26 protein-coding genes are annotated in these 26,118 nt (G+C 60.6%); 12 read left to right on the top strand and 14 right to left on the bottom strand.

Annotated features, from left to right (window positions below; all coding sequences use genetic code 11):
- Positions 1-238 precede the first annotated feature (238 nt).
- From ACYZUM_RS01460 to rlmF, 5 genes are all read left to right on the top strand, one after another.
- Positions 239-1,729 carry a leucyl aminopeptidase gene (locus tag ACYZUM_RS01460; RefSeq protein ID WP_047292705.1) on the top strand — a complete coding sequence of 497 codons (1,491 nt, stop codon included), beginning with the start codon at positions 239-241 and terminating at the stop codon, positions 1,727-1,729.
- Between the two features lie 60 nt (positions 1,730-1,789).
- Positions 1,790-2,218 (top strand): DNA polymerase III subunit chi, encoded by a 429-nt coding sequence (locus ACYZUM_RS01455; RefSeq protein WP_108181765.1) that lies wholly within the window; start codon positions 1,790-1,792, stop codon positions 2,216-2,218.
- An 8-nt stretch (positions 2,219-2,226) separates the two neighbouring features.
- Positions 2,227-2,613 (top strand): hypothetical protein, encoded by a 387-nt coding sequence (locus ACYZUM_RS01450; RefSeq protein ID WP_041064751.1) that lies wholly within the window; start codon positions 2,227-2,229, stop codon positions 2,611-2,613.
- A 251-nt stretch (positions 2,614-2,864) separates the two neighbouring features.
- A complete protein-coding gene (locus tag ACYZUM_RS01445; protein ID WP_108181764.1) occupies positions 2,865-5,711 on the top strand; it encodes a valine--tRNA ligase in 2,847 nt (948 codons plus the stop codon).
- A gap of 226 nt (positions 5,712-5,937) precedes the next feature.
- Complete coding sequence (gene rlmF, locus ACYZUM_RS01440) at positions 5,938-6,957, top strand: 23S rRNA (adenine(1618)-N(6))-methyltransferase RlmF (RefSeq protein ID WP_142580161.1); 1,020 nt, start codon at positions 5,938-5,940, stop codon at positions 6,955-6,957.
- 225 nt (positions 6,958-7,182) lie between these two features.
- On the opposite strand, the gene ACYZUM_RS01435 is transcribed toward rlmF, so the two are convergent.
- The gene (locus ACYZUM_RS01435; RefSeq protein ID WP_003221909.1) at positions 7,183-7,464 is read right to left on the bottom strand and encodes an HU family DNA-binding protein; all 282 of its coding nucleotides are present in this window, start codon (positions 7,462-7,464) and stop codon (positions 7,183-7,185) included.
- 531 nt (positions 7,465-7,995) lie between these two features.
- On the opposite strand from ACYZUM_RS01435, the gene yejK reads away from it, so the two are divergent.
- Both yejK and ACYZUM_RS01425 read left to right on the top strand, forming a co-directional pair.
- Positions 7,996-9,000 carry a nucleoid-associated protein YejK gene (yejK, locus tag ACYZUM_RS01430; RefSeq protein WP_047292700.1) on the top strand — a complete coding sequence of 335 codons (1,005 nt, stop codon included), beginning with the start codon at positions 7,996-7,998 and terminating at the stop codon, positions 8,998-9,000.
- Positions 9,000-9,350, top strand: coding sequence for a glutaredoxin family protein (locus ACYZUM_RS01425; protein ID WP_108181761.1), 351 nt, complete (start codon positions 9,000-9,002; stop codon positions 9,348-9,350). Before yejK ends, ACYZUM_RS01425 begins: the two co-directional genes overlap by 1 nt.
- Before the next feature lie 89 nt (positions 9,351-9,439).
- On the opposite strand, the gene ACYZUM_RS01420 is transcribed toward ACYZUM_RS01425, so the two are convergent.
- The 9 genes from ACYZUM_RS01420 to ACYZUM_RS01380 form a co-directional block, all read right to left on the bottom strand.
- A complete protein-coding gene (locus ACYZUM_RS01420) occupies positions 9,440-10,375 on the bottom strand; it encodes a glutathione S-transferase family protein (RefSeq protein WP_108181760.1) in 936 nt (311 codons plus the stop codon).
- An 84-nt stretch (positions 10,376-10,459) separates the two neighbouring features.
- Positions 10,460-10,762 carry a GIY-YIG nuclease family protein gene (locus tag ACYZUM_RS01415; RefSeq protein WP_108181759.1) on the bottom strand — a complete coding sequence of 101 codons (303 nt, stop codon included), beginning with the start codon at positions 10,760-10,762 and terminating at the stop codon, positions 10,460-10,462.
- 39 nt (positions 10,763-10,801) lie between these two features.
- Positions 10,802-11,272, bottom strand: coding sequence for a nuclear transport factor 2 family protein (locus ACYZUM_RS01410; protein WP_108181758.1), 471 nt, complete (start codon positions 11,270-11,272; stop codon positions 10,802-10,804).
- Positions 11,273-11,465: 193 nt separating this feature from the next.
- A complete protein-coding gene (locus ACYZUM_RS01405) occupies positions 11,466-12,752 on the bottom strand; it encodes a CynX/NimT family MFS transporter (RefSeq protein ID WP_108181757.1) in 1,287 nt (428 codons plus the stop codon).
- Positions 12,742-13,401 carry a FadR/GntR family transcriptional regulator gene (locus ACYZUM_RS01400; RefSeq protein WP_108181756.1) on the bottom strand — a complete coding sequence of 220 codons (660 nt, stop codon included), beginning with the start codon at positions 13,399-13,401 and terminating at the stop codon, positions 12,742-12,744. Before ACYZUM_RS01400 ends, ACYZUM_RS01405 begins: the two co-directional genes overlap by 11 nt.
- Before the next feature lie 232 nt (positions 13,402-13,633).
- A complete protein-coding gene (locus ACYZUM_RS01395; protein WP_003221897.1) occupies positions 13,634-14,398 on the bottom strand; it encodes an amino acid ABC transporter ATP-binding protein in 765 nt (254 codons plus the stop codon).
- 13 nt (positions 14,399-14,411) lie between these two features.
- Positions 14,412-15,509 carry an amino acid ABC transporter permease gene (locus ACYZUM_RS01390; RefSeq protein WP_108181755.1) on the bottom strand — a complete coding sequence of 366 codons (1,098 nt, stop codon included), beginning with the start codon at positions 15,507-15,509 and terminating at the stop codon, positions 14,412-14,414.
- Between the two features lie 10 nt (positions 15,510-15,519).
- Complete coding sequence (locus ACYZUM_RS01385; protein ID WP_041064783.1) at positions 15,520-16,701, bottom strand: amino acid ABC transporter permease; 1,182 nt, start codon at positions 16,699-16,701, stop codon at positions 15,520-15,522.
- 65 nt (positions 16,702-16,766) lie between these two features.
- Positions 16,767-17,798: an amino acid ABC transporter substrate-binding protein gene (locus tag ACYZUM_RS01380; RefSeq protein WP_007965188.1), complete on the bottom strand. Its 1,032-nt coding sequence runs from the start codon at positions 17,796-17,798 to the stop codon at positions 16,767-16,769.
- A 468-nt stretch (positions 17,799-18,266) separates the two neighbouring features.
- Between ACYZUM_RS01380 and ACYZUM_RS01375 the strand changes: the two genes are divergently transcribed.
- The 5 genes from ACYZUM_RS01375 (at position 18,267) to ACYZUM_RS01355 (ending at position 23,556) form a co-directional block, all read left to right on the top strand.
- The gene (locus tag ACYZUM_RS01375) at positions 18,267-18,923 is read left to right on the top strand and encodes an alpha/beta hydrolase (protein ID WP_108181754.1); all 657 of its coding nucleotides are present in this window, start codon (positions 18,267-18,269) and stop codon (positions 18,921-18,923) included.
- Positions 18,924-19,019: 96 nt separating this feature from the next.
- Entirely contained in the window at positions 19,020-20,492 is a 1,473-nt protein-coding gene (gene rhlB, locus ACYZUM_RS01370) for an ATP-dependent RNA helicase RhlB (RefSeq protein ID WP_108181753.1), read from the top strand.
- A 137-nt stretch (positions 20,493-20,629) separates the two neighbouring features.
- Positions 20,630-21,574, top strand: coding sequence for an ornithine cyclodeaminase family protein (locus tag ACYZUM_RS01365; protein WP_108181752.1), 945 nt, complete (start codon positions 20,630-20,632; stop codon positions 21,572-21,574).
- 135 nt (positions 21,575-21,709) lie between these two features.
- A complete protein-coding gene (locus ACYZUM_RS01360) occupies positions 21,710-22,837 on the top strand; it encodes an NAD(P)/FAD-dependent oxidoreductase (RefSeq protein ID WP_108181751.1) in 1,128 nt (375 codons plus the stop codon).
- A 92-nt stretch (positions 22,838-22,929) separates the two neighbouring features.
- The gene (locus ACYZUM_RS01355; RefSeq protein WP_047292678.1) at positions 22,930-23,556 is read left to right on the top strand and encodes a helix-turn-helix transcriptional regulator; all 627 of its coding nucleotides are present in this window, start codon (positions 22,930-22,932) and stop codon (positions 23,554-23,556) included.
- 109 nt (positions 23,557-23,665) lie between these two features.
- Here the strand turns inward: ACYZUM_RS01355 and ACYZUM_RS01350 are convergent, their stop codons facing one another.
- The 4 genes from ACYZUM_RS01350 to moaC all read right to left on the bottom strand — a co-directional run bounded on the left by ACYZUM_RS01350 (position 23,666) and on the right by moaC (position 25,880).
- Positions 23,666-24,442, bottom strand: a complete 777-nt coding sequence (locus ACYZUM_RS01350; protein WP_041064800.1) for an ABC transporter substrate-binding protein — start codon at positions 24,440-24,442, stop codon at positions 23,666-23,668.
- A 269-nt stretch (positions 24,443-24,711) separates the two neighbouring features.
- Positions 24,712-25,164 carry a molybdopterin synthase catalytic subunit MoaE gene (gene moaE / locus ACYZUM_RS01345; protein ID WP_108181750.1) on the bottom strand — a complete coding sequence of 151 codons (453 nt, stop codon included), beginning with the start codon at positions 25,162-25,164 and terminating at the stop codon, positions 24,712-24,714.
- Positions 25,165-25,167: 3 nt separating this feature from the next.
- Positions 25,168-25,410 (bottom strand): molybdopterin converting factor subunit 1, encoded by a 243-nt coding sequence (gene moaD, locus ACYZUM_RS01340; protein ID WP_108181749.1) that lies wholly within the window; start codon positions 25,408-25,410, stop codon positions 25,168-25,170.
- A complete protein-coding gene (moaC, locus tag ACYZUM_RS01335) occupies positions 25,407-25,880 on the bottom strand; it encodes a cyclic pyranopterin monophosphate synthase MoaC (protein ID WP_008080206.1) in 474 nt (157 codons plus the stop codon). The genes moaD and moaC overlap by 4 nt, the downstream gene beginning before the upstream one ends.
- Between the last annotated feature and the right edge of the window lie 238 nt (positions 25,881-26,118).

Below are 26,118 nucleotides of genomic sequence, written 5' to 3'. Positions count from 1 at the left end.
AGCCGTCGAAAAAAGATGCGGCATTATCCTGTGATTGAGGGCGCCTGTCACTGCGCACACTCACCCAAGCGTAGATTCCGTTGAAGATCGCACAACCGAGGGTTGTCAGGCGCGGTGAGCGAGGTTCAAACTGCCGCCTTCGTCGCAGGCACAGACCTGCGCCTCTTCTATCTATAAGCAGGCGACTGCGGACACCGTCGAACGCCTGCGTGTTGACCATTCATTCAGGGATCCGGACATGGAACTGGTTGTAAAAAGCGTTAGCCCAGAAACGTTGAAAACCGCCACCCTGGTGGTTGCCGTCGGCGAAGGCCGCAAACTCGGCGTCGCCGCCAGACAGGTCGACGAGCTGAGCGGTGGCGCGATCAGCGCCGTGCTCAAGCGTGGCGATCTGGCCGGCAAGGTCGGTCAAAGCCTGCTGCTGCACAGCCTGCCGAACCTCAAGGCCGAGCGCGTGCTGCTGGTCGGCGTGGGCAAGGATGAAGAACTGGGCGACCGTCCGTTCCGTAAAATCGTGGCTGGCATCCTCAACACCCTGAAAGGTCTGGGTGGCAGCGATGCCGTGCTGGCCCTGGATGAAATCATCGTCAAGAACCGCGACAGCTACGGCAAGACCCGTCTGCTGGCGGAAACCCTGGTGGACGGCGAATACACCTTCGACCAGTTCAAGAGCCAGAAAGCCGAACCGCGCGCCCTGAAGAAAATCACCCTGCTGACCATCAAGGCTGCGCAGGCCGAAGTGCAGCGCGCCGTGAACCATGCCACCGCGATCGCCAACGGCATGGCCTTCACCCGTAATCTGGGCAACCTGCCGCCGAACATCTGCCACCCGACCTTCCTCGGCGAGCAAGCGAAGAATCTCGGCAAAGAGTTCAAGGATCTGAAAGTCGAAGTGCTCGACGAGAAGAAGATCAAGTCCCTGGGCATGGGTTCTTTCTACGCCGTCGGTCAGGGCAGCGCCCAGCCACCGCGCCTGATCGTCATGCAATACAACGGTGGCAAGAAGTCCGAGAAGCCTTACGCGCTGGTCGGTAAAGGCATCACCTTCGACACCGGCGGCATCAGCCTCAAGCCTGGCGCCGGCATGGACGAAATGAAGTACGACATGGGCGGCGCGGCCTCCGTGTTCGGTACCCTGCGTGCCGTCCTTGAGCTGAAGCTGCCGATCAATCTGGTGTGCATCCTCGCCTGTGCGGAAAACATGCCGAGCGGCACTGCGTCGCGTCCGGGCGACATCGTCACCACCATGAGCGGCCAGACCGTGGAAATCCTCAACACCGACGCCGAAGGCCGCTTGGTGCTGTGCGACGCGCTGACCTACTCCGAGCGCTTCAAGCCGCAAGCGGTGATCGACATCGCCACCCTGACCGGTGCCTGCGTGGTTGCCCTGGGCGCCCACACCTCGGGCCTGCTGGGCAACAACGACGAACTGATCGAGCAACTGCTCAGCGCCGGCAAAGCCGCTGACGACCGTGCCTGGCAACTGCCGCTGTTCGACGAATACCAGGAGCAGCTCGACAGCCCGTTCGCCGACATCGCCAACATTGGCGGGCCGAAGGCCGGCACCATCACCGCCGCGTGCTTCCTGTCGCGCTTCACCAAGAACCTCAACTGGGCGCACCTGGACATCGCCGGCACCGCGTGGACCAGCGGTGGCAAGGACAAGGGCGCCACTGGCCGTCCGGTTCCGCTGCTGACCCAATACCTGCTGGACCGCGCCAAAGCCTGAAACCGATGAACCTGGGCGGCGTCACTCTACGGTGACGCCGTTCCAGGCTCAGGAACCGCAATGACCAAAGTCGACTTCTATATCCTGCCCAGCGCCGATCCTTCGGCTCGCCTGGACTTTGCCTGCAAGCTCACCGAAAAAGCCTGGCGCATGGGCCACCGCATCTACCTGCATTGCAGCGATGCTGCTCAGCGTGATGATCTCGATGCGCGCCTGTGGGCATTCAAGGGCGAAACCTTCGTCCCTCATGGCCCTGCCGAGAGCGAACCGGACGGTTTGATTGTGCTGGGAGTGGGCGCGGACTGCGGCGCGCATCAGGATCTGCTGGTCAATCTCGACCTGACAGTCCCGGCTTTTGCCAGCCAATTCGCCCGCGTGGCGGAAGTGGTGGTGGAAGATCCGACGATTCGCGCGGCGGCACGGGAGAGTTTCCGTTTCTACCGCGAACAGGGCTATCCTCTGCAAGATCACCGTTTACAGCGACTCTGAGTACGCCGATGGACACTCCAAAACCGCTGCAAAAGCCTGCGCACCTGCTGGACGATCTCGAATCGATCCGTCAGTTGCTCGGCGATGACAACCTGCAACCGCCGCTGCTGACCGACACGGTCGATGACGGTGAACAGGAACAGATTCCGATGTTGTTCGAGGCCGTCGACGCCACGCCGCCGACCATCGAACCGCCACCTGCTCCGGCTCCGGCACCCGCTGCCGCACCTGTGGATAAAGGCCCGGACGCCCTGCTGCACCTGGACAGCGAACTTCGCGCCGCCGCGCAATTGATCATGCAGGACGTGATCGACGACTTCGCACCGCACATCGAAACCGAAATCAAACGCCGCCTCGAGGCGCGGATGGAGCGGTTGCTCAGCCAGTACGAATAAACCGGATGGATCCCCTTGTGGCGAGGGGATTTATCCCCGATCGGCTGCGCAGCAGTCGTGAACCCTGCGAATACGCAGCGTGATTGAGTTATTTGGGGCTGCTGCGCGGCCCATCGGGGATAAATCCCCTCACCACAAGGGTTCCCCCCAACATTAGTGTCCGCCCAGCCTCCCCCCGCTCGCCCTCGGCCCCATGCCCCGCTATACTTCCCGGCTTTTCCTGAATAAATGCCAATAGGGTCCCGCCGCGCATGGATAAGACCTACCAGCCGCACGCCATTGAAACTTCCTGGTACAACACCTGGGAGTCCGAGAACTATTTCGCACCGCAAGGCGCGGGCGATTCCTACACCATCATGATCCCGCCGCCAAACGTCACCGGCAGCCTGCACATGGGTCACGGTTTCAACAACGCGATCATGGACGCCCTGATCCGTTTCCGCCGCATGCAGGGTCGCAATACCCTGTGGCAGCCGGGCACCGACCACGCCGGTATCGCCACGCAGATGCTGGTGGAGCGTCAACTGGAAGCCACCGGCCAGAACCGCCACGACCTGGGCCGCGAGAAATTCCTCGAGAAAGTCTGGGAGTGGAAGGATCAGTCCGGTGGCAACATCAGCCGTCAGATCCGCCGCCTCGGCTCGTCCGTGGACTGGAGCCGCGAGCGCTTCACCATGGACGACGGCCTCTCGGAAGCGGTCAAGGAAGCCTTCGTACGCCTGCACGAAGACGGTCTGATCTACCGCGGCAAGCGTCTGGTCAACTGGGACACCAAGCTGCACACGGCGATTTCCGACCTCGAAGTGGAAAACCACGACGAAAAAGGTTTCCTGTGGAACCTCAAGTACCCGCTGGCCGACGGCGCGAAAACTGCTGAAGGCAACGATTTCCTGATCGTCGCGACCACCCGTCCGGAAACCATGCTCGGCGACTCCGCCGTCGCGGTTAACCCGAACGATGAGCGCTACAAAGCCCTGATCGGCAAATTTGTCGAGCTGCCACTGGTTGGCCGCCGCATCCCGATCATCGCCGACGATTACTGCGACCCTGAATTCGGCACCGGCTGCGTGAAAATCACCCCGGCCCACGATTTCAACGACTACGAAGTCGGCAAGCGCCACAACCTGCCGCTGCTGAACATCTTCGACAAGAACGCCAACGTGCTGCCCGCAGCCCAGGTGTTCAACCTCGACGGCACGCTGAACGACAGCATCGACGGCAAGATCCCGGCCGAGTACGCCGGTCTCGAGCGTTTCGAAGCGCGCAAGCAGATCGTCGCTGCGTTCGACGCCGCCGGCCTGCTGGTCAGCGTCGACGATCACAACCTGAAAGTGCCGAAAGGCGACCGTTCCGGCACCGTCATCGAGCCGTGGCTGACTGACCAGTGGTACGTGTCGACCAAGCCTCTGGCCGAGCCGGCGATTGCTGCCGTTGAAGACGGCCGCATCCAGTTCGTGCCCAAGCAGTACGAAAACATGTACTTCTCGTGGATGCGCGACATCCAGGACTGGTGCATCAGCCGTCAGCTGTGGTGGGGCCACCGGATTCCGGCCTGGTACGACGAGGCGGGCAAGGTCTACGTCGGTCGCGACGAAGCCGAAGTCCGGGCCAAGCACAACCTCGGTCCGGACGTTGCGCTGCAACAGGACAACGACGTGCTCGACACCTGGTTCAGCTCGGGCCTGTGGACGTTCTCCACTCTGGGCTGGCCGGAAAAGACCGAGTTCCTGAAGAAATTCCACTCCACCGACGTGCTGGTCACCGGTTTCGACATCATTTTCTTCTGGGTTGCCCGGATGATCATGCTGACGATGCACCTGATCAAGAACGAGGACGGCACCCCGCAAGTACCGTTCAAGACCGTTTACGTGCACGGTCTGGTGCGTGATGGCCAGGGCCAGAAGATGTCCAAGTCCAAGGGCAACGTCCTGGACCCGCTGGACATCATCGACGGTATCGAGCTGGAAGCCCTGGTGCAGAAACGCACCTCCGGCATGATGCAGCCGAAACTGGCGAAGAAGATCGAGAAGCAGACCCGCGACGAGTTCGCCGACGGCATCGCCAGTTACGGCACTGACGCCCTGCGCTTCACCTTCTGCTCGCTGGCCTCGACCGGTCGCGACATCAAGTTCGACATGGGCCGCGTCGAAGGCTATCGCAACTTCTGCAACAAGATCTGGAACGCCGCGCGTTATGTTCTGGACAAGGGCGAAGACTGTGGCCAGAACGGCGAGGCCTACGAGCTGTCGCTGGCGGATCGCTGGATCATCTCGCAACTGCAACGCACCGAAGCCGAAGTGACCCGTCAACTGGATCAGTTCCGTTTCGACCTCGCCGCGCAAGCGCTGTACGAGTTCATCTGGAACCAATACTGCGACTGGTACCTGGAACTGTCCAAGCCAGTGCTGTGGGACGAAAACGCGCCGGTCGAGCGCCAGCGCGGCACCCGTCGCACGCTGGTGCGCGTGCTGGAAGTGGCGCTGCGCCTGGCGCATCCGTTCATGCCGTTCATCACTGAGGAAATCTGGCAGCGCATCGCGCCGCTGGCCGGTATTCAAGGCAAGACGATCATGCTGCAGCCTTGGCCGGTGGCCAACGAAGAGCGCATCGATCCGGCCGCCGAGGACGACATCGAATGGCTCAAAGGCCTGATGCTCGGCACGCGCAACATCCGTGGCGAAATGAACATCGGCCCGGGCAAACCGCTGCCGATCTACCTGAAGAACGTCAGCGCTGAAGACCAGCGTCGTCTGACCGAGAACGAAGCGCTGCTGAAGAAGCTGGCGCGTCTGGAATCGATCACCGTACTCGCCGCCGGCGAAGAAGCGCCACTGTCGGCCACCGCGCTGGTTGGCGAGATGGAAGTGCTGGTGCCGATGGCCGGTCTGATCGACAAGGGCGCCGAGCTGGCGCGTCTGGACAAGGAAATCCTGCGTCTGCAAGGTGAAGTCCAGCGCGTTGGCGGCAAGTTGTCCAACGCCGGTTTCGTTGACAAGGCGCCGGCCGAAGTCATCGAGAAGGAACGCGCCAAACTGGCCGAGGCTGAACAGGCCTTGGGCAAACTGGCCGAGCAACATGCGCGGATTTCCAGCCTGTAAGGGCAAGCCGCAATGAAAGAGGGAGGCCAAGTGGCCTCCCTTTTTTATTCCAGAACACCAATCCCCTGTAGGAGCTGCCGAAGGCTGCGATCTTTTGAATTTGATTTTTTTAAAAACAAGATCAAAAGATCGCAGCCTTCGGCAGCTCCTACATGCGTTCGGCGCATGACTCATCAATGTGGGACAATACCCGCCACTTTCAGCCATACCCGAATCGATCACACCCATGAACGCCCCCCGCCCCCCCAAACCTGCGCGCAACAAGCCTGATGCCGCGACCCCGGCCAAAGCCGTCGAGCCGCGTGAAAAGGCCAGCCTGCACCCGCGCAATCGCCATCAGGGTCGCTACGACTTCCCGGCGCTGATCAAGACCACGCCGGAACTGGCGAAGTTCGTGATCACCAACCCGTACGGCAAGGAAAGCATCGACTTCGCCAGCCCCGACGCGGTGCGCGTGTTCAACCGGGCGCTGCTCAAGGCGTTTTATGGCATCGAGCATTGGGACATCCCGGCCGATTACCTCTGCCCACCGGTGCCGGGCCGTGCCGATTACGTGCATTTCCTCGCCGACCTGCTGGCCAGCATGAACGACGGCAAGGTGCCGCGCGGTGCGATCGTCAACGTGCTGGACATCGGCATGGGCGCCAACTGCGTTTATCCGCTGATCGGCAACAGCGAATACCGCTGGCACTTCCTCGGTTCGGAAATCGACCCGACCGCCGTGGCTGCCGCCCGAGCCATCGTCCAGTCCAACGGCCTGAACAAGGTGATCCAGCTGCGCCAGCAGGAAAACCGCAAACACATCCTGATTGGCCTGCTGGAACCGGGTGAGCGCTTTGACCTGACCATGTGCAACCCGCCGTTCCACGCCTCGATGGAGGAGGCAACCAAGGGCAGCGAGCGCAAATGGCGCGCACTGGGCAAGGCTGATCCGAAACGCAAACTGCCGGTGCTGAACTTCGGTGGTCAGTCTGCCGAGCTGTGGTGTGAAGGTGGTGAAGCGCGTTTCGTGACCCAACTGATCGCCGAGAGCGCGAACTTCCAGCACAAGGTGCTGTGGTTCAGCACCCTGGTCTCGAAAGCCTCGAACCTGCCGGCCATCGAAACCGCCCTGAAAAAGGCCGGCGTGCTGGAAAGCCAGGTGGTGGAGATGTCGCAGGGGCAGAAACAGAGCCGCTTCGTGGCGTGGACCTTCCAGACCAAGTCCGAGCAGCAGATCTGGCGTCGCGAGCGCTGGGTCCGCTAAACATTGCATCGCCGGACACAAATCAATTGTGGGAGCGAGCTTGCTCCGGGCGGCGCTCCGACGAATGCGGCGCATCAGTCAATTCGACTTTGACTGACACACTGCTTTCGCGAGCAAGCTCGCTCCCACAAAGGTTTGCGGAGTTCAGGAGTCAGTCGCCAAATCGCAGGCACAAAAAAACCGTGCCCGGATCGCTCCGGTGCACGGTTTTTTTATCGCTGCGTCTTACTTGTTCACAGCGTCGGTCAGGCCTTTGGCCACAACCAGCTTGATCACTTTCTTGGCAGGGATTTCGATGGCAGCGCCAGTCGAAGGGTTACGGCCAGTGCGGGCAGGACGCTCGGTCACTTTCAGCTTGCCGATACCTGGCAAGGTGATTTCGCCGCCGTTTTCCAGCTGATCGGCAACGATTTGGCCCAGTTGGTCCAGAGCGTTACGCGCGGTGGTTTTCGGCGCGTCGATAGCTTCAGCGATGTCGGCGATCAGTTGGTCTTTAGTAAGAGCCATGTAGTGTTCCTTCCCTATCAAATTCATATGGATTGCAGAGTGCAGTGTCAGCCATCGAGCCCGATCTTCTGGATCTGGCACCCTCGGCGATAACCACGACGAGTCGGGTTATAGATACCGAAATCAGGGTTTGGTTCGACCTGACAAATGCTGATTGCACGCTTAACGCAGTGACTTCGCGTAAGACCGGGCAAAACTAGCACAGAGACGGGGAAATATCCGCCTCTAGCTACCCATTTGGTCAGGTTTATTGCTCTAAATCGGTAAAAAACTGCATAAGCACAGGCGCTTGCCCCGGATTTAGCCTTCAACCCCGTGATTACGCGACCACGGGCCACAATTTTCAAGTCATCCCCCATTCATGTAGGAGCTGCCGAAGGCTGCGATCTTTTGACTTTGATTTTTCAAAAACAAGATCAAAAGATCGCAGCCTTCGGCAGCTCCTACAGGGAGCCTCGGATGGAGTTTGCGGTACACTGGGCGCTTTTTCGGGGGAGCCCGCCCTCCTCCCTTCCACCAGCCGAGAAGCCCATGCCGATCCGTCATTGCATCGTCCACCTGATCGACAAAAAACCCGACGGCACGCCCGCAGTTCTGCACGCCCGCGACTCCGAACTGGCTGAGTCTGCGGCCATCGAGAACATGCTTGCCGACCTCAACGAGAGCTACAACGCCAAGCAAGGCAAAGCCTGGGGCCTGTTCCATCCGGAATCCGGCGCGTTTCCGTTCAGCGGCTGGCTGAAGGAATACATGGAAGGCGGCCAGGACTTCACTGCGTTCAGCAAAGTCGCGGTCGAGCATCTGCAGAAACTGATGGAAGAGTCGAACCTGTCGGTCGGCGGCCACGTGCTGTTCGCCCACTATCAGCAAGGCATGACCGACTACCTGGCGATCGCCCTGCTGCACCACAGCGAAGGCGTGGCGGTGACCGACGAGCTGGACGTCACCCCGTCGCGTCACCTCGACCTCGGCCAACTGCACCTGGCGGCGCGGATCAACGTCTCCGAGTGGCAGAACAACAAGCAGTCCAAGCAGTACATCTCGTTCATCAAGGGCAAGAACGGCAAGAAGGTTTCGGAGTACTTCCGCGACTTCATCGGCTGCCAGGAAGGCGTCGACGGCCCGGGCGAGACCCGCACCCTGCTCAAGGCCTTCAGCGACTTCGTCGAGAGCGAAGACCTGCCGGAAGATTCCGCCCGCGAGAAAACCAAGACTCTGGTCGATTACGCCAGCAGTCAGGCCAAGCTCGGCGAGCCAATGGGCCTGGAAGAGCTGTCGGAGCTGATCGACGAAGAACGGCCGAAAGCCTTCTACGATCACATCCGCAACAAGGACTACGGTCTGTCGCCGGAAATTCCGGCGGACAAACGCACCCTCAACCAGTTCCGCCGCTTCACCGGCCGCGCCGAAGGCCTGTCAATCAGCTTTGAAGCGCACCTGCTGGGTTCGAAGATCGAATACGACGAAGAGGCCGGCACCCTGATCATCAAGGGCCTGCCGACCTCGCTCACCGATCAGCTCAAGCGCCGCAACTGATGCTGGGCAATGTGCTGAAGAAGGTTGCGCTGGTTCTGCTGGTGGTGGTGATCTATCAGAACTGGGGCAAGATCGAGCGGGTGTTCAACCCGTCGCAGATGGTCTCTGAGCTGACGCGGGCGCAGGCCCGTGTCGTGCTGTATGCCACCGACTGGTGCGGCTACTGCAAACAGACCAAGCGCTTTCTCGACAGCAAGGGGATTCCTTTCCGGGAATTCGATATCGAGAAGGACGCCGAGGCGCGCAAAGCGTACGAGGCGCTGGGCGGGCGCGGGATTCCGCTGATCGACGTGAATGGCACGCTGATTCGCGGATTCGACCCGGACGAAATCCTCGCTGCCCTGCAGTAACAGCAAGATCAAGATCAAAAGATCGCAGCCTTCGGCAGCTCCTACATGAGATCGGTGTGGGAGCTGCCGGAGGCTGCGATCTTTTGCTTTTAGCGGGCTTCGATGCGGAAACCAAAGCGCGGGAAGTGCACGTGCACCACGCCACCACGCGGGTCTTCGCGGCGCAGGATCAGCTCTTCGCGGCCAGCAAACAGCAACTCCCCCACCACCGGGTCAACCCCGTAATCGACCGCAGCAATCGCCACCTGCTGCCCGGCCTTGAACCCGTTCGGATCGACAAATCGCTCATCCGGCAGCGCCGCCGGCGTCGAGGTGCGCGCCACTTGCAGCGCCTCCTCGGCGCTCATTTCGCTCGCGGCGCCATGGCCAAAGCCCAGCACACGCCCAAGCCAGGCCGTCACGGCCGGATATTCATCGACCAACGGCGCAGTGACGTGCGTCGCCTTGAGGAACCACAGCGGATGCGCCAGGGCGAAGTCGGCAATCGACGGCTCACCGAACAGAAAGTCGCCCTGCTCGCGCTGCAACTGCTGCTCCAGGCGCGACATGATCGTTGGCCATTGGTGTTTGGCCTGTTCGGCCGGCAACCGCGTGGCGCTGCCACCACTGAACAGACCGGCACGGTCAGCCATGAACGCCTTGATCGCTTCCGGCGGCAACTTGCCGAAACGCACCGCCACCGATTCTGGCTGGAACACCAGGCTGACCGCATGCTGGAACACCACCGAATCGGCCCATGCCGCGAAGCTGGCACTGATCATTTCCTGACCCTCCGGAAAAAACGCCGGCAGGGCTTTTTCCTGCTCCAGGCGACGGGCGATCAACGAGGTGTCGCAATAGATGTCCGCGCCGACCTGCAACACCGGAGTCTTGCGGTAGCCGCCAGTCAGCGCGGTCAGATCCGGCTTGGGCATCACCGGCGAGATGTGCACCGAGCGCCAGGACAAGCCTTTGAAGCCCAACAGCAGACGAGCCTTTTCGGCAAATGGAGAGGTCGGGTAATGATGCAGAATCAACTCGGACATGCTCGGCTCCGCCGCACAGAAAGTGAATCGGCAGCTTAGCGTGCATTTGATTAGCAGCCTACAGATCTGGCTGATGGGAACCGATCAGTCAGATTGATAAGACGCGACCAGGCATTCCTTGGCGCTTTTGCGCAGCTTCTTGATCAAGCGTTCCTGGCGCAACGCATCGCTCTTGTCGCGGCAACGTTCGGTGAAGACCAGCGCCATCGCCGGGCTGGACAGGAAGAACCGCGCGCCCTTGCCGCTCTGATGCTTGGCAAAGCGCCGCACCGGATCGTCGCTGATCCCGCAATACAGCGAGCCGTTGGCCGCGCGCACGAGATAGACGAACCAGGATTTGCTCACGGGTTCGACAACATCAATCGGTTTTTCGCTGAGGCTGGTCACTTCGGGATCTGGACGTGCAGGAAACAGGCCGCGATCTTATCAGCGACCGGCCTGAAATACCTTCAGCCCTTTCAGCGCCTGTGCGCGAACGGCATTGCGCACCAGCGGTGTCCAGCCCAGCAGCAAGCCCTTGAAACCCAACGCCTGACGCGACCAGCGCCACAGGTCGAAGTGATCGTGATGCTCGCAGATCTTGCCGTCACGAAAGACGAAGCGCGCCTGAATATCGTTAATCACCACGTTGCCGGTCTGGCTGAACAGATACGTCGCCACCCAGTGCGCGCCACCGCTGCGCTCGTCGGCGCGGACATTGTCGAAGGTCAGGGAGAAGTCCTTGGCGCGAGTGGTGAGCATGCGCCACATGTCCCCGGCATCGCGCCCGCGCAACTCGCCGAAGGCCGGATCGCTGAACACCACGTCATCGGTGTAGCACGCGGCCATGGCCTCGGCGTCGAGGCGCTGGAAGGCTTGGTAGAAGCGGGTGATCAGGGCGGCGTGGGCTTCGCTCATGGGCAAACTCCGGGAAATGGACAGATTGCCAGCACGATAAGCTGCAAATCGCAGAAACACTATCGGCATTCGTGCACCGAATACCCGGAGCACACAAATCCTGTAGGAGCTGCGGCACGCTGCGATCTTTTGATCTTCAAGACCGTCAAGATCAACATCAAAAGATCGCAGCGTGCCGCAGCTCCTACAGGTGTCAGATTTTCTCGCTTTGCACTTGCACGTACAGCGCCCGGCCCGCACCCAGCCCGGCAATGATCGCACCGGTGCCGATGATGCCGAAAATCCAGCCCACGGCATTCCAGCCGCCAGTCCAGTCATGCACCACGCCGACGGCGAACGGCCCCATCGACGCCAGCGTGTAGCCAAAGCCTTGGGACATGCTCGACAGGTTCGCCGCCACGTGCGAATCCCGCGAGCGCAGCACGATCAGGGTCAGCGCCAGACTGAACGTACCGCCCTGCCCCAGCCCCAACAGAATCGCCCAGCCCCACAGCCCTTCAATCGGCGCATACAGGCAACCGAACAGACCGCCGAGGGTCAGCGCCATCACCACCACGATCGCCAGACGCTGATCCTTGCCCCGGGTCGCCAGCCACGGCGCCGCGAGGGAGCTGGCGAGCTGGATGATCACCGAGCCGGACAGCACCAGGCCGGCCTGGGTCGGAGTCAGGCCGCGGCCGATCAGGATCGACGGCAACCAGCCGAACACGATGTACGCCAGCGACGATTGCAGGCCCATGTACAAGGTAACTTGCCACGCCAGCGGATCGCGCAGCAGCCCACGCACCCGATAGGCAACGTTGTGCGCGCCGTGTTTCTGCCCGACTTGCGGCAGCCAGAACAGCGCCGCCACCAGCGCCGGGATCACCCAGAAACCCAGGCCCAGCGCCCAGCTGTGGTCGAAGTGTTCGCTCAATGGCACGGTGGAACCCGCTGCCATTGCCGCGCCCAGGCACAGGGCCATGGTGTACACGCCGGTCATGGTTCCGGCGTGTTTGGCGAAGTCGCGTTTGACAATACCCGGCAGCAATACACCGATGATGCCGATGCTCGCGCCACCAAGCACGCTACCTGCAAACAGCCCGATCTCACCGAAGTTGCTGCGCACAATGATCCCGGCGGCCAGGGTCAGCAGAATCCCCAGCACCACTCGTTCAGCGCCGAAACGCCGCGCCAGAATCGGCGCCAGCGGTGCGAACAAGCCCAGGCACAACACCGGCAACGTGGTCAGCAAACCGGCCTGCGCCGCAGACAGGCCAAGGCTTTTCGACACTTCGCTGAGCAACGGCGCCATGCTCGACAGCGCCGGGCGCAGGTTCAGCGCCACCAGAATCAGCCCCAGCAGCAACAGCCATGGCCGGCGCACCAGCGGATGGCTTTGCTGCACGTGTTCGTCGTCGGCCTCGGCGTCGATCAGCAGCTCTTCGAGCTCCGCCGTGCGCTTGGGGATTGGGAGGTTTTTCTCGCTTTCAAGGTTCATTGATCAACTGCCTCGATATGGCTTTGGCCCGTTCCGGGTCGCGTTGTTCGACCGCATCGAGCAACTCGATGTGCAGGTCGAACACTTCCTGACGGCGCGGGACGATGTTCAGCGTCTGGCGCAATTGCGCGCCGACGATGCTGGAGAAATAGCGATACAGCTCGCTGAGGGTCGGGTTGTGCGCGGCGTCCACCAGACGGCGGTGGAACACCAGATCGCAGGCAATGTAAGTGTCGAGATCGCCGTGGTAGTGGCTGCCGCTGGTGCCGAGCGCTGCGCGCAATGCGGCGAGATCTTCATCGGTGCGACGCAACGCGGCCAAGCCAATCGCCTCGACTTCGAGGATGTGCCGGGTTTCGCGCGCCTGCTCCAGCGAGCAGCGGGACAACGCCTTGAGCGTGTCCATCGGATCGACCACTGCGCGCAAATAACTGCCATCGCCCTGCCGGATTTCGATCAACCCGGAAAACGCCAACACGCGCATGGCTTCACGCACGGTGTTGCGGCTGATGCCGAGCTCGGCGCACAGCTCAGGCTCGGTCGGCAGCCGTTCGCCGACCTGCCACACGCCATCGGTGATGCGCTGGCGCAACTGATCCAGGGCCTGATCGACCAGGGATCGCTTGATCAAAGGTGAAGTGTCTGTCATGAAATTCGCCCTTTCATCCAATCATAGGATGAATTTTCTGACATCTTAGTCAGATGCTCCAGTTCACACAACCCCGGGTAGGAGCTGCCGCAGGCTGCGATCTTTTGATCTTGTGCTTAACGATCAACGTCAAAAGATCGCAGCCTGCGGCAGCTCCTACAGGGGAAAATGAAAATCGCAGGCAAAAGAAAACCCGGCACAGGGCCGGGTTTGTCTGGTGCATCAACCTGAATCAATGCAGGATCTGGCTCAGGAACAGTTTGGTGCGGTCATTCTGCGGGTTGTCGAAGAAGTCGTTCGGCGCCGCCTGTTCGACGATTTCGCCCTTGTCCATGAAGATCACGCGGTTGGCCACGGTGCGGGCGAAGCCCATTTCGTGGGTCACGCAGAGCATGGTCATGCCGTCTTCGGCGAGGCCGATCATGGTGTCGAGTACCTCTTTCACCATCTCCGGGTCGAGTGCCGAGGTCGGTTCGTCGAACAGCATGATTTTCGGTTTCATGCACAGCGCGCGGGCAATCGCCACACGCTGTTGCTGACCGCCGGACAGTTGCCCCGGGAATTTATGCGCCTGCTCCGGGATGCGTACACGCTCCAGGTAATGCATGGCGATTTCCTCGGCCTTGCGCTTGGGCATCTTGCGCACCCACATCGGCGCCAGCGTGCAGTTCTGCAGGATGGTCAGGTGCGGGAACAGGTTGAAGTGCTGGAACACCATGCCGACTTCGCGGCGAATCGCTTCGATCTGCTTGAGGTCGTTGGTCAGCTCCACGCCATCAACCACGATGCGGCCCTGCTGGTGTTCTTCCAGGCGATTGAGGCAGCGGATGGTGGTCGATTTGCCGGAACCCGACGGGCCGCACAGAACAATACGCTCGCCCTGTTTGACGTTGAGGTTGATGTCTTTCAGCACGTGGAACTGGCCGTACCACTTGTTCACGCCCTGCATCTGGATAATGCCTTCAGGGCCCACAGGCTTTTTGATTGCTTCGCTCATTTACAGAGAACTCCTAACGCTTGTGGCCAGTGTCGAGCTTGCGTTCCAGATGCATGGAATAGCGCGACATACCAAAACAGAAAATCCAGAACACCAGGGCGGCGAACACGTAGCCTTCGGTGGCCATGCCCAGCCATTTCGGATCGGCAGCGGCTTGCTTGACGCTGTTGAGCAGGTCGAACAGGCCGATGATGATCACAAGGCTAGTGTCCTTGAACAGCGCAATGAAGGTGTTGACGATGCCCGGGATCACCAGCTTCAGGGCTTGCGGCAGAATCACCAGACCCATGGCGCGCCAGTAACCGAGGCCCATCGCCGCAGCCGCTTCGTACTGACCTTTGGGGATCGCTTGCAGACCACCGCGCACTACTTCGGCGACGTAGGCCGACTGGAACAGAATCACCCCGATCAGCGCCCGGAGCAGCTTGTCGAAGTTCATGCCTTCGGGCAGGAACAGCGGCAGCATCACCGAGGACATGAACAGCACCGTGATCAACGGCACGCCGCGCCAGAACTCGATGAACGTCACGCAGACCACGCGAATCGCCGGCATGTTCGAGCGACGGCCCAGTGCCAGAACGATCCCCAGCGGCAAGGCGCCGGCGATACCGACGGTGGCGATGACCAGGGTCAGCATCAGGCCGCCCCACTGGCTGGTTGCCACGGCATCGAGGCCGAACACGCCGCCATGCAGCAGGCACCAGGCGACGATCGGGTAGATCACCAGGAAACTCAGGCCGTACACCGCTTTACGCGGGAAGCGCGAGATGAACAGCGGCGCCACGCCGAGCACTGCCAGCCAAACAGTGAGGTCTACACGCCAGCGCAGTTCCACCGGGTAGTAGCCGTACATGAACTGGCCGAAACGCTGCTGAATGAACACCCAGCAGGCGCCGTCCTTGGTGCAGTCGGCGCGGGTGGTGCCGACCCAGTTGGCGTCGAGGATCGCCCAGCTGAGGATCGGCGGCACGACGAGATAAATCAGGTAAAACGCAAACAGGGTCAGCAGGGTGTTGAGCCAGCTGGAGAACATGTTGGCGCGTATCCACGCCATCGGGCCGAAAACCTTGGCCGGCGGTGGCATGTCGGGTTTGAAAGTATGGGTTGTCATGCGCTATTCCTCACCGCTCGATCAGCGCAATGCGCTTGTTGTACCAGTTCATCAGCAGGGAAATGCTGATACTGATCGCCAGGTACACGCTCATGGTGATGGCAATGACTTCGATCGCCTGACCGGTCTGGTTGAGCACGGTGCCGGCGAACAGCGAAACCATTTCCGGATAACCGATACCGGCGGCCAGCGACGAGTTCTTCGCCAGGTTCAGGTATTGGCTGGTCAGCGGCGGAATGATGACCCGCAGGGCTTGCGGAATGATCACCTTGCGCAGGGTCGGGCCGTTGCGCAAGCCGAGCGAACGCGCCGCTTCGGTCTGGCCATGGCTGACCGACTTGATCCCGGAACGAACGATTTCCGCGATGAATGCTGCGGTGTACACGGTCAACGCCAGGGTCAACGCCAGCAGTTCCGGGATCAGCACCCAGCCACCAACGAAGTTGAAGCCCTTGAGTTGCGGCATTTCCCAGTGCAGCGGGGCACCGAAGATCAGCGCGCACAAGGTCGGGATCACCAGCAGGATCGCCAGGCCGGTCCAGAACTTGTGGAATGGTTCGCCGGTGTCTTCGAATCGCTTGTTGGCCCAGCGGCACATCAGCACGATGGCGACGATGGCCAGCACCACGCTGATGAAGAATGCCCAGAAGCCGTCAGCCATTTGCGCGGCCGGCATGTTCAGGCCCCGGCTGCTGACAAAGAAGGTGTCACCGAAGTTGTGGCTGTTACGCGGTCCCGGCATGGTCAGGAACACCGCGAAGTACCAGAACAGGATCTGCAGCAGCGGCGGAATGTTGCGGAACACTTCCACATACACGGTCGCCAGTTTGCTGATGATCCAGTTCGGCGACAGCCGCGCCACACCGATGATGAAGCCCAGCAGGGTCGCCAGGATCACACCGATAAAGGTCACCAACAGCGTGTTGAGCAGGCCGATCACGAACACCCGAGCGTAACTGTCCGCTTCGGTGTAGGAGATCAGGTGCTGAGCGATGCCGAACCCGGCACTGCGCTCGAGAAAGTCGAAACCGGACGTGATGCCCCGGTGTTGAAGGTTGGTCTGGGTGTTGTCGAACAGATACCAGCCCATGGCGACCACCGCCACGACGGTGATGATCTGAAACAGCCACGCACGCACTCGCGGATCGCTGAGGCTGAACCTCTGCTTTGGTGCGCCGATTGAATTTTGCATGAAGTGCCCCGGAAAAAATGGAACAGAACATCACCCGGCGGTTGGCCCGCCGGGTGATAGAACCATTAGCGCACTGGTGGTGCGTACTGAATGCCGCCGTTGGTCCACAGCGCGTTCAGGCCACGGTCGATTTCCAGCGGAGTGCTCTTGCCGAGGTTTTTCTCGAAGATTTCACCGTAGTTACCGACCTGCGAAACGATTTTCACAACCCAGTCCTTCGGCAGTTTCAGGTCCTTGCCGTATTCACCGTCAGCACCCAGCAGTCGAGCGACGTCCGGGTTCTTGGTGGATTTGGCTTCTTCCAGCACGTTTTTCGAAGTCACGCCGGCTTCTTCAGTGTTCAGCAGCGCGTAGCCAACCCAGCGAACAATCGCCAGCCACTCGTCGTCGCCATTACGCACGACCGGGCCCAGTGGTTCTTTGGAGATGGTTTCCGGCAGCACCACGTAGTCTTTCGGCGACGCCAGTTTGCTGCGCTGTGCGTACAGCTGCGACTTGTCGGAGGTCAGCACGTCGCAACGACCGGATTCCAGCGACTTGGCGCTTTCATCGGAGGTGTCGAAGGTGATCGGGGTGTACTTCAGGCCGTTGGCGCGGAAGTAGTCGGAGACGTTCAGTTCGGTGGTGGTACCGGCCTGGATGCAGATGGTTGCACCGTCCAGTTCCTTGGCACTTTTCACGCCCAGCTTGTTGTTGGCCAGGAAGCCCACACCGTCGTAGTAAGTGATGAAGCCCGGGAATTTCAGGCCCATACCGGCGTCACGCGAGCTGGTCATGGTGGTGTTGCGCGAGAGCAGGTCGATTTCGCCGGACTGCAGCGCGGTGAAGCGCTCCTTGGCGTTCAACTGGCTGAACTTGACCTTGTTGGCGTCGCCGAATACGGCAGCGGCCACAGCGCGGCAAACGTCAGCGTCGATCCCGAGAATCTTGCCCGAGGCGTCCGGCACCGAGAAACCCGGCAGACCGTCGCTCACGCCGCATTGCACGAAACCTTTCTTCTGCACGGCATCCAGGGTTGCACCCGCCTGAGCGAACCCGCTGACGCCGAGTACTGCTGCAGCAGTCACGACCGCCAGAGTGGATTTCAACATCTTCATTCAAACCTCCAGTTTTGCTCTTGTTGTGTCGGAGCTTGAGTCCAGTCGCACCCTTTTGAGGCGTTGTTGACCCGTGTTGGCTTTTTTTGGGGTCAACCGACGTAAGACCTTCGCTATGAGTCTAGTAGGAGAAAATCCACATCATGGACAACTCACTTCTCACCAGTCGGCCGAACGGGCTGTAGCCCTTTCACGTTCGCGTTGCCCGTAGCGGCCATTGGCGAACATCCATCACCGGATTCTTTGCAATCCCTTCGCACGACGTACACTGATAGTGTTACCGCAAGGCGTAGGACGCTTCATACAGAATCCTCCATAGCAAAGCCCGTACCACACCGCTTGCTGAAGCGGTTGCGCGACAGGTCAATAGCAAAACTTGTAGCCTTGCGACATCTTCTTAACGGATCGACCGGGCGCGCACGCAAATCACGCACTTATTGAGAGCGCCCGCACATTTTTGGAGCAGCCATGACCGAGCCCCTGATTCTTCAACCCGAAAAGCCCGCAGACGCCTGCGTAATCTGGCTGCACGGCCTCGGCGCGGACCGCTATGACTTCCTGCCAGTGGCTGAAGCGCTGCAGGAAAGCCTGCTGAGTACGCGCTTCGTATTACCGCAAGCGCCAACCCTGCCCGTCACCATCAACGGCGGTTACGCGATGCCGAGCTGGTACGACATAAAGGCCATGAGCCCGGCGCGGTCGATTGACCGTGACCAATTGGAAGTGTCGGCGGGTCGCATCATCGAATTGATCGAAAAGGAGCGCGCCAGCGGAATAGACGCCTCGCGGATTTTTCTCGCCGGGTTTTCCCAGGGCGGCGCCGTCGTTCTGCACACCGCTTATATAAAGTGGCAAGGTCCGTTGGGTGGCGTACTTGCCCTGTCCACCTACGCCCCGACCTTCACTGACGAGATGGAGCTTTCAGCCAGTCAGCAGCGTATTCCTGCGCTGTGCCTGCACGGCCAGTTCGACGGCGTGGTGCAGAACTCGATGGGGCGAAGTGCCTATGAGCATTTGGTGAAGCATGGTGTCACCGTGACATGGCAGGAATACCCAATGGAGCATGAAGTGTTACCCGAAGAAATTCGCGATATCGGGGCCTGGCTGGGTGAACGCCTGCGTTGATCGTTTCAGTTCGAACGTCCCTTTGATCATCCCACTACGCCGAGCCCGCTTCTTGCATTACACTGGCCGGCGTACATTCCTTAACCAATTGATGAGATGACCGTGCTCAAAGCACTCAAGAAAATGTTCGGTAAAAGCGAGGCTGAGCAGCTCGCGCCAGTCCCCAGTGCGCCGTCGCACGTCCCCGGCCCTCGCAGCGATGCGCCCAAGGCTGAACGTCCGGCTCCGGTAGCGACACCCCAGCCCGAGCCGCAGCCTGCCATCGCCACCGAACCGGTCCGCGCCGAAGCACCGAAACCGCCTCGGCCGCGCCGCGAACCGAAGCCCAAGGCACCGGTCATTCCCTGGAAACTCGAAGATTTCGTCGTCGAACCCCAGGAAGGCAAAACCCGCTTCCACGATTTCAAACTCGCTCCGGAACTGATGCACGCCATTCAGGACCTGGGCTTTCCATACTGCACACCGATTCAGGCGCAGGTGCTGGGTTTCACCCTCGCCGGCAAAGACGCCATCGGTCGCGCGCAGACCGGTACCGGCAAGACCGCCGCGTTCCTGATCTCGATCATCACCCAGCTGTTGCAGACCCCGCCGCCGAAAGAACGCTACATGGGCGAACCCCGTGCACTGATCATCGCGCCGACCCGTGAGCTGGTGGTGCAGATCGCCAAGGATGCTGCCGACCTGACCAAGTACACCGGCCTCAACGTCATGACGTTCGTTGGCGGCATGGACTTCGACAAACAGCTCAAGCACCTCGAAGCGCGCCACTGCGACATTCTCGTCGCCACTCCGGGCCGTCTGCTCGACTTCAACCAGCGCGGCGACGTGCACCTGGACATGGTCGAAGTGATGGTGCTGGACGAAGCCGACCGCATGCTCGACATGGGCTTCATCCCGCAAGTGCGGCAGATCATTCGCCAGACCCCGCCGAAGTCCGAGCGTCAGACCCTGCTGTTCTCCGCGACCTTCACCGAAGACGTGATGAACCTGGCCAAGCAATGGACCACCGATCCGGCAATCGTCGAAATCGAAGTCACCAACGTGGCCAACGAAAACGTCGAGCAGCACATCTACGCGGTAGCCGGTGCGGACAAGTACAAATTGCTGTTCAACCTGGTCAACGACAACGGCTGGGAGCGCGTGATCGTCTTCGCCAACCGCAAGGACGAAGTGCGCCGCATCGAAGAGCGCCTGGTGCGTGACGGCATCAACGCTGCGCAACTGTCCGGCGACGTGCCGCAGCACAAGCGCATCAAGACCCTGGAAGGCTTCCGCGAAGGCAAGATCCGCGTGCTGGTGGCCACCGATGTCGCCGGTCGCGGCATCCACATCGACGGCATCAGCCACGTGATCAACTTCACCCTGCCGGAAGTCCCGGACGATTACGTACACCGCATCGGCCGTACCGGTCGCGCGGGCGCCGATGGCGTGTCGATCAGCTTCGCCGGTGAGGACGACTCGTACCAGTTGCCGTCCATCGAAGAGAAGCTCGGCCGCAAGATCAGCTGCGAAACACCGCCGACGCACCTGCTGCGCGCAGTCGAACGCAAGCGTCCGCAGCCGCAGTAAGCAACTTGTAACGCAAAAAGCGCAGCCGGCAACGGACTGCGCTTTTTTTTGCCCGACGTTTTCACCAGGCGCTTGCGGTAGACAACTAAAAGTCCATAATGGACAAATTAGTTTATATCCAGAGCGTGGAGCCTGACATGACCAGTACACCCTACGTGATCGACCACACCCAGGCCCGCGAGCTGCTGGCGCGCATCGACGTACCGCAAATCCTGCGCAAACTGTTCCGCGACCTCGCCGCCGGCCACGCCGTGCAACCGGCGCAGCAGTTGGTGGAGTTTCCGCAGGGCGCCGGCGACTTCATCAACTACCTGGGGGTGTTGGCCGAGGACGGTGTGTACGGGGTCAAGACCTCGCCGTACATCGTCCGCGAACAAGGGCCGCTGGTGACGGCGTGGACGCTGTTGATGTCGATGCAAACCGGCCAGCCACTGCTGCTGTGCGACGCCGGCGAACTGACCACCGCCCGTACCGCTGCGACCACCGCCGTGGCGGTCGATGCCCTCGCCCCGCTGAATGCCACACGACTGGCGATCATCGGCAGCGGCAAGGTTGCCCAGGCGCATCTGCATTACGTGAAAGGGCTGCGCGACTGGCAGCGCATCAGCGTGTATTCGCCGAGTCTGTCTGAAGACGCTGAAACCCGGGCGCTGCTGAAAGAGATCTACCCCGGGGTGAAGATTGCCGACAGCCGCGATGTCGCCTTCACGGACGCGGACGTGATCATGCTCTGCACGTCATCCGCCGGCCCGGTCATCGACCCGGCCAGCTTGAGCAAACCGGCACTGATCACCTCCATCAGCACCAACGCACCACGCGCCCATGAGGTGCCCCCACAGAGCTTGGGCGACATGCAGGTGTTCTGTGACTATCGGCTGACCACGCCGGGCTCGGCGGGTGAAATGCTGATCGCCGCCGATCAGCATGGCTGGAACAAGGATTTGATCATCGGCGACCTGGCCGATCTGCTCAGCGAGAAAGTGCCGCGTCCCGGTTACGACCGTCACGTATTTTTCCGTTCAATAGGCCTGGGCCTGGAAGACATTGCGCTGGCCAATGCGATTTATCACCTCAAGCACTGACACCTCGATCCCTTGTAGGAGCTGACGAGTGAAACGAGGCTGCGATCTTTTGATTTTCAGAAGACAAGATCAAAAGATCGCAGCCTCGTTTCACTCGTCAGCTCCTACAGGATTCCAGATAAATTGGGAGATTTCATGAGCCAGGCAGATTTCATCATCATCGGCGGCGGGATTGCCGGCGCTTCCACCGGTTTCTGGCTGTCGCGCCACGCCAAAGTGATCGTGCTCGAACGTGAATCACACCCGGCCTATCACTCAACCGGGCGCTCGGCGGCGTTGTACACCGCTGCCTACGGCACGCCGCAGGTGCGCGCGCTGACGCTGGCCAGCCGCGAGTTTTTCGACCATCCGCCGAGCGGTTTCTGTGAGCACCCATTGCTCACGCCGCGCGGCGAAATGACCGTGGATTTCACCGGTGATGCCGCCGAGCTGAACAACCAGTACCTCAGTGCCAAAGCCACGGTGCCGGAAATGCAACTGCTCAGCGCCGATGAAGCCTGCGCTCGCCTGCCAATACTGCGTCGGGAAAAAGTCCACGGCGCGATCTACGACCCGACCGCCAGCGACATCGACACCGACGCCCTGCATCAGGGCTACCTGCGCGGTATCCGCCGCAACAACGGCCAGGTGCACACCGATTGCGAAGTGCTGGGCCTGCGTCGTGACACTGACGGCCAGTGGCAAGTGCAGACCAACGGTCAGACCTTCAGCGCGCCGGTCATCATCAACGCCGCCGGCGCCTGGGCCGACCAGATCGGCGCACTGGCCGGTGCCCAAGCGCTGGGCCTGCAACCCAAGCGCCGCGCGGCGTTCATTTTCGCCGGTCCCGAGGGCGTGGACATTCATCACTGGCCGATGCTGGTCAGCCTCGATGAGTCGTTCTATATGAAGCCCGACGCCGGGATGTTCCTCGGCTCGCCGGCCAACGCCGACCCGGTCGAACCCCACGACGTGCAGCCGGAAGAGCTGGACATCGCCATGGGCATCTACCAGATCGAAGAAGCCACGACCCTGACCATCCGCCGTCCGACCCGCACCTGGGCCGGTTTGCGCAGCTTTGTCGCCGACGGTGATCTGCTCAGCGGTTTCGATCCGCAGGTGCCCGGGCTGTTCTGGGTCGCGGCCCAAGGCGGTTACGGTATTCAGACCTCACCGGCCATGGGCCAGGCCAGTGCGGCATTGGTACGCGGTGAAGCCTTGCCTGAACATCTGCAGCAGTTCGGCCTGAGCAGCGCCATGCTCTCCCTCGCAAGGCTCGGCTGAACCCCTTGGCGGATGACGCGCCCAACGGATTGCGGCACACTCGCAGCGCCCCCGTGCACGGGGGCGTTGACGCCGCCTGGAGCTCCACAAACATGACCGCCCCCGAATTCGATCCGGCACTGGATAATTTCCGCGCCATCGCCGACGCCATCGCCACGCTGTTCTTTCCCCACGCCGAAGTGGTGCTGCACGACTTGCGCACGCAGAAGGTCGACTACATCGCCAACAACTTGTCCAAACGCGAGATCGGCGACGATTCATCGCTTGAAGACATGCTCAGCGAGGAGGTCAGTGAGCGCAACATCGGTCCGTACGAAAAGCTCAATTGGGACGGCCAGAAGATACGCAGCCTGAGCACCGTGCTGCGCGACAGCGAAGAGCGGCCACTGGCGGTGCTGTGCATCAACCTGAATATTTCGTTGTTCGAGAATGCCAAGGCTGCGCTGGACCTGTTCCTGTCGCCGAGCAAACTGATCCCGCAGCCGGATTCACTGTTTCGCGATGACTGGCAGGAACGCATCAACACCTTCCTCCACGCCTGGCTGCGCGAGCGCCAGCTGAGCCTGAATCTGCTGACCCGCGATCACAAGCGCGAACTGGTGCTGGCGCTACACGCCGAAGGCGCGTTCAAGGGCAAAAGTGCCTCGAACTATGTGGCCAATGTGCTGAACATGGGGCGGGCGACGGTGTACAAGCATTTGAAGGAATTGAAGGGCTAGAGATCTTCATCGGTAGCTCCGGCCTCTTCGCGAGCAAGCTCGCTCCCACAGGGATTTGTGAATGCCATAGATCCAATGTGGGAGCGAGCCTGCTCGCGAAAGCGGTAGATCAGTCGCCGTAAATGTCAGACTTGAAGTACTTCTGGGAAATCTTCTGATATTCGCCGCTGGCACGAATCCCGTCGATGGCCGTGTTCAACTCGCTGACCAGCTCGGTATTGCCCTTGCGCACCGCAATCCCCGCGCCCTCGCCCACGTACTTCGGATCCTTCAGTTCCGGCCCGACAAACGCGTAACCCTTGCCGCGTGGCATCGACAGGAAGTCGGTCAGCGGAATGGTGTCGGCAAAAATCGCATCGAGCCGCCCTGCTGCCAGGTCCATGTAGATTTCTTCGTTATTGCCATAGCGCTTGACGATGATGCCCTTGGGCTCGAACACCTCGGTGGCATAACGATCGGTGGTGGTCGCGCGCTGCACACCGACGGTCTTGCCCTTGAGGCTGGCGTATTGGTCGTCGACCGTGGCGCCTTCCTTCATCACCAGCCGCGACGAAGTGAAGTAGTACTTGTGGGTGAAATCCACCGACTTCTTGCGGTCTTCGTTGATGGTCATCGACGACAGCGCCATGTCGATTTTCTTCACTTTCAGCGAAGGGATCAGGCCATCGAACTCACCCTCGACCCACACACACTTGACCTTCATCTGCGCGCACAGGGCGTTGCCGATGTCGTAGTCGAAACCGACGATCTCGCCCTTGTCGGTTTTCGAGGCGAACGGTGGATAAGCGGCCTCAATGCCGATGCGCAGGGTTTTCTCCGCAGCAAACGAATGGGTGCACGCCAACAGGCTCAGGGCCAGACCGGTGATGAGGGGGAGTTTCTTCATGTTCGTTCTCTCGCGGGTTGTTGTTGGTTTGGCAAGACAGAAGAAAAGAGCTGGAAAGAGGAATGCCTTTTTTGTACTTATAAATCCATATTGGACTCGCACGTACAAATCGTCAATTAGCTGAAGAAAGGTATTTGGTGTTGCGGATGGCCTTATCGCTGGCAAGCCAGCTCCCACAGGGTTCAGTGGTGTACATGAATATGTGCATGACACAAAACACTGTGGGAGCTGGCTTGCCAGCGATGACTGACTAGAGGGCGATGCAGAAATTACTTCTTCCAGCGATCCGCCGCAGCATGATCACTGTCACGCCCTTCGACCCAGCGCGGGCCGTCGCGGGTGTTTTCTTTTTTCCAGAACGGCGCGCGGGTTTTCAGGTAGTCCATGACAAAGGCGCAGGCGTCGAATGCCGCCTGGCGATGGGCGCTGGCCGCGCCGACAAACACAATCGGCTCGCCCGGCTCCAGCGCGCCGATGCGGTGCAGCAGTTCCAGCTTCAGCAGCGGCCAGCGCAGCTCGGCCTCGACGGCGATCTTGCCAAGGGCTTTTTCGGTCATGCCCGGATAGTGTTCGAGGAACATCCCGGCCACATCCAGCCCGTCATTGAAGTCGCGCACGTAGCCGACAAAACTCACCACCGCGCCGACACCGACATTCGCCGCGTGCATCGCGTTGACTTCAGCGCCGGGATCGAACGCCGTGGACTGCACACGAATCGCCATCCGTCAGCCTCCGGTCACGGTGGGAAAAAACGCCACTTCGTCGCCGTCGCTCACCGGCTCGTCGAGCTGGCACAGGTCTTCGTTGCGCGCGCACATCAGGTTCTGCTCGCTCAAGACCTCGGCGCCATCGCGTTGCGCGAGCAGCGCACGGACATCGTCGACCGTGGCGAAATCGCCTTCGACCTTGACCGAGTCCACGCCCAGCGCTTCACGATAACGCGCAAAGAATTTAACCGTCAGTTTCATGGTTGCTCCGCCTGAAAATGCCCGCTCTTGCCGCCGACCTTTTCCAGCAAACGCACGCTTTCGATGGTCATGCCCCGATCCACGGCCTTGCACATATCGTAGATGGTCAGCGCGGCAACGCTGGCAGCGGTCAGTGCTTCCATCTCCACGCCGGTCTGCCCGGAGAGCTTGCAGCGGGCGACGATGCGTACGCTGTCTTCGCCTTCTGCACTGAGTTCGACCTTGACACCGGTGAGCATCAGCGGATGGCACAACGGGATCAGATCACTGGTTTTCTTCGCGGCCTGAATGCCGGCAATGCGAGCGACGGCAAACACGTCACCCTTGGGGTGGCCGCCGCTGACGATCATCTGCAGGGTTTCGGGCAGCATGCGCACCAGCGCCTGGGCCGTCGCCTCACGGAATGTCACGGCTTTTTCGGTGACGTCGACCATGTTGGCGCGACCTTGGGAATCGAGATGAGTCAGCACGGGATTACTCCTGATCAGGAGCAGGGATTGTAAACCTGTGGGTCAAATTTCCGCATCCACGAATATGACGCTCTTTGTGTAGGAGCTGCCGCAGGCTGCGATCTTTTGACTTTGATTTTTAAAGCAGGATCAAAAGATCGCAGCCTTCGGCAGCTCCTACATCGGATCAGTGGTGCATCAATCAAGGGATTTGTGGTTCAGGCATAAAAAACCGGGCGGATTTTGGGCCGCCCGGTTT

Source organism: Pseudomonas sp. m6p (assembly GCF_055760375.1).
This window is presented reverse-complemented; position numbering and strand designations above follow the sequence as displayed.

Excerpts from the sequence above, each read along its gene's own strand:
- ACYZUM_RS01390 (WP_108181755.1), bottom strand. The coding sequence starts at position 15,509 with ATGACAACCCATACTTTCAAACCCGACATGCCACCGCCGGCCAAGGTT.
- ACYZUM_RS01405 (WP_108181757.1), bottom strand. The coding sequence starts at position 12,752 with ATGAACCTTGAAAGCGAGAAAAACCTCCCAATCCCCAAGCGCACGGCG.
- moaE (WP_108181750.1), bottom strand. The coding sequence starts at position 25,164 with ATGGCGATTCGTGTGCAGTCCACGGCGTTCGATCCCGGCGCTGAAGTC.
- ACYZUM_RS01435 (WP_003221909.1), bottom strand. The coding sequence starts at position 7,464 with ATGGCTCTTACTAAAGACCAACTGATCGCCGACATCGCTGAAGCTATC.
- moaD (WP_108181749.1), bottom strand. The coding sequence starts at position 25,410 with ATGAAACTGACGGTTAAATTCTTTGCGCGTTATCGTGAAGCGCTGGGC.
- ACYZUM_RS01375 (WP_108181754.1), top strand. The coding sequence starts at position 18,267 with ATGACCGAGCCCCTGATTCTTCAACCCGAAAAGCCCGCAGACGCCTGC.
- ACYZUM_RS01445 (WP_108181764.1), top strand. The coding sequence starts at position 2,865 with ATGGATAAGACCTACCAGCCGCACGCCATTGAAACTTCCTGGTACAAC.
- ACYZUM_RS01350 (WP_041064800.1), bottom strand. The coding sequence starts at position 24,442 with ATGAAGAAACTCCCCCTCATCACCGGTCTGGCCCTGAGCCTGTTGGCG.
- rlmF (WP_142580161.1), top strand. The coding sequence starts at position 5,938 with ATGAACGCCCCCCGCCCCCCCAAACCTGCGCGCAACAAGCCTGATGCC.
- rhlB (WP_108181753.1), top strand. The coding sequence starts at position 19,020 with ATGACCGTGCTCAAAGCACTCAAGAAAATGTTCGGTAAAAGCGAGGCT.
- ACYZUM_RS01395 (WP_003221897.1), bottom strand. The coding sequence starts at position 14,398 with ATGAGCGAAGCAATCAAAAAGCCTGTGGGCCCTGAAGGCATTATCCAG.
- ACYZUM_RS01365 (WP_108181752.1), top strand. The coding sequence starts at position 20,630 with ATGACCAGTACACCCTACGTGATCGACCACACCCAGGCCCGCGAGCTG.
- ACYZUM_RS01360 (WP_108181751.1), top strand. The coding sequence starts at position 21,710 with ATGAGCCAGGCAGATTTCATCATCATCGGCGGCGGGATTGCCGGCGCT.
- ACYZUM_RS01460 (WP_047292705.1), top strand. The coding sequence starts at position 239 with ATGGAACTGGTTGTAAAAAGCGTTAGCCCAGAAACGTTGAAAACCGCC.
- ACYZUM_RS01385 (WP_041064783.1), bottom strand. The coding sequence starts at position 16,701 with ATGCAAAATTCAATCGGCGCACCAAAGCAGAGGTTCAGCCTCAGCGAT.
- ACYZUM_RS01410 (WP_108181758.1), bottom strand. The coding sequence starts at position 11,272 with ATGAGCGAAGCCCACGCCGCCCTGATCACCCGCTTCTACCAAGCCTTC.
- ACYZUM_RS01455 (WP_108181765.1), top strand. The coding sequence starts at position 1,790 with ATGACCAAAGTCGACTTCTATATCCTGCCCAGCGCCGATCCTTCGGCT.
- ACYZUM_RS01420 (WP_108181760.1), bottom strand. The coding sequence starts at position 10,375 with ATGTCCGAGTTGATTCTGCATCATTACCCGACCTCTCCATTTGCCGAA.
- ACYZUM_RS01450 (WP_041064751.1), top strand. The coding sequence starts at position 2,227 with ATGGACACTCCAAAACCGCTGCAAAAGCCTGCGCACCTGCTGGACGAT.
- ACYZUM_RS01425 (WP_108181761.1), top strand. The coding sequence starts at position 9,000 with ATGCTGGGCAATGTGCTGAAGAAGGTTGCGCTGGTTCTGCTGGTGGTG.
- ACYZUM_RS01400 (WP_108181756.1), bottom strand. The coding sequence starts at position 13,401 with ATGACAGACACTTCACCTTTGATCAAGCGATCCCTGGTCGATCAGGCC.
- ACYZUM_RS01355 (WP_047292678.1), top strand. The coding sequence starts at position 22,930 with ATGACCGCCCCCGAATTCGATCCGGCACTGGATAATTTCCGCGCCATC.
- yejK (WP_047292700.1), top strand. The coding sequence starts at position 7,996 with ATGCCGATCCGTCATTGCATCGTCCACCTGATCGACAAAAAACCCGAC.
- ACYZUM_RS01380 (WP_007965188.1), bottom strand. The coding sequence starts at position 17,798 with ATGAAGATGTTGAAATCCACTCTGGCGGTCGTGACTGCTGCAGCAGTA.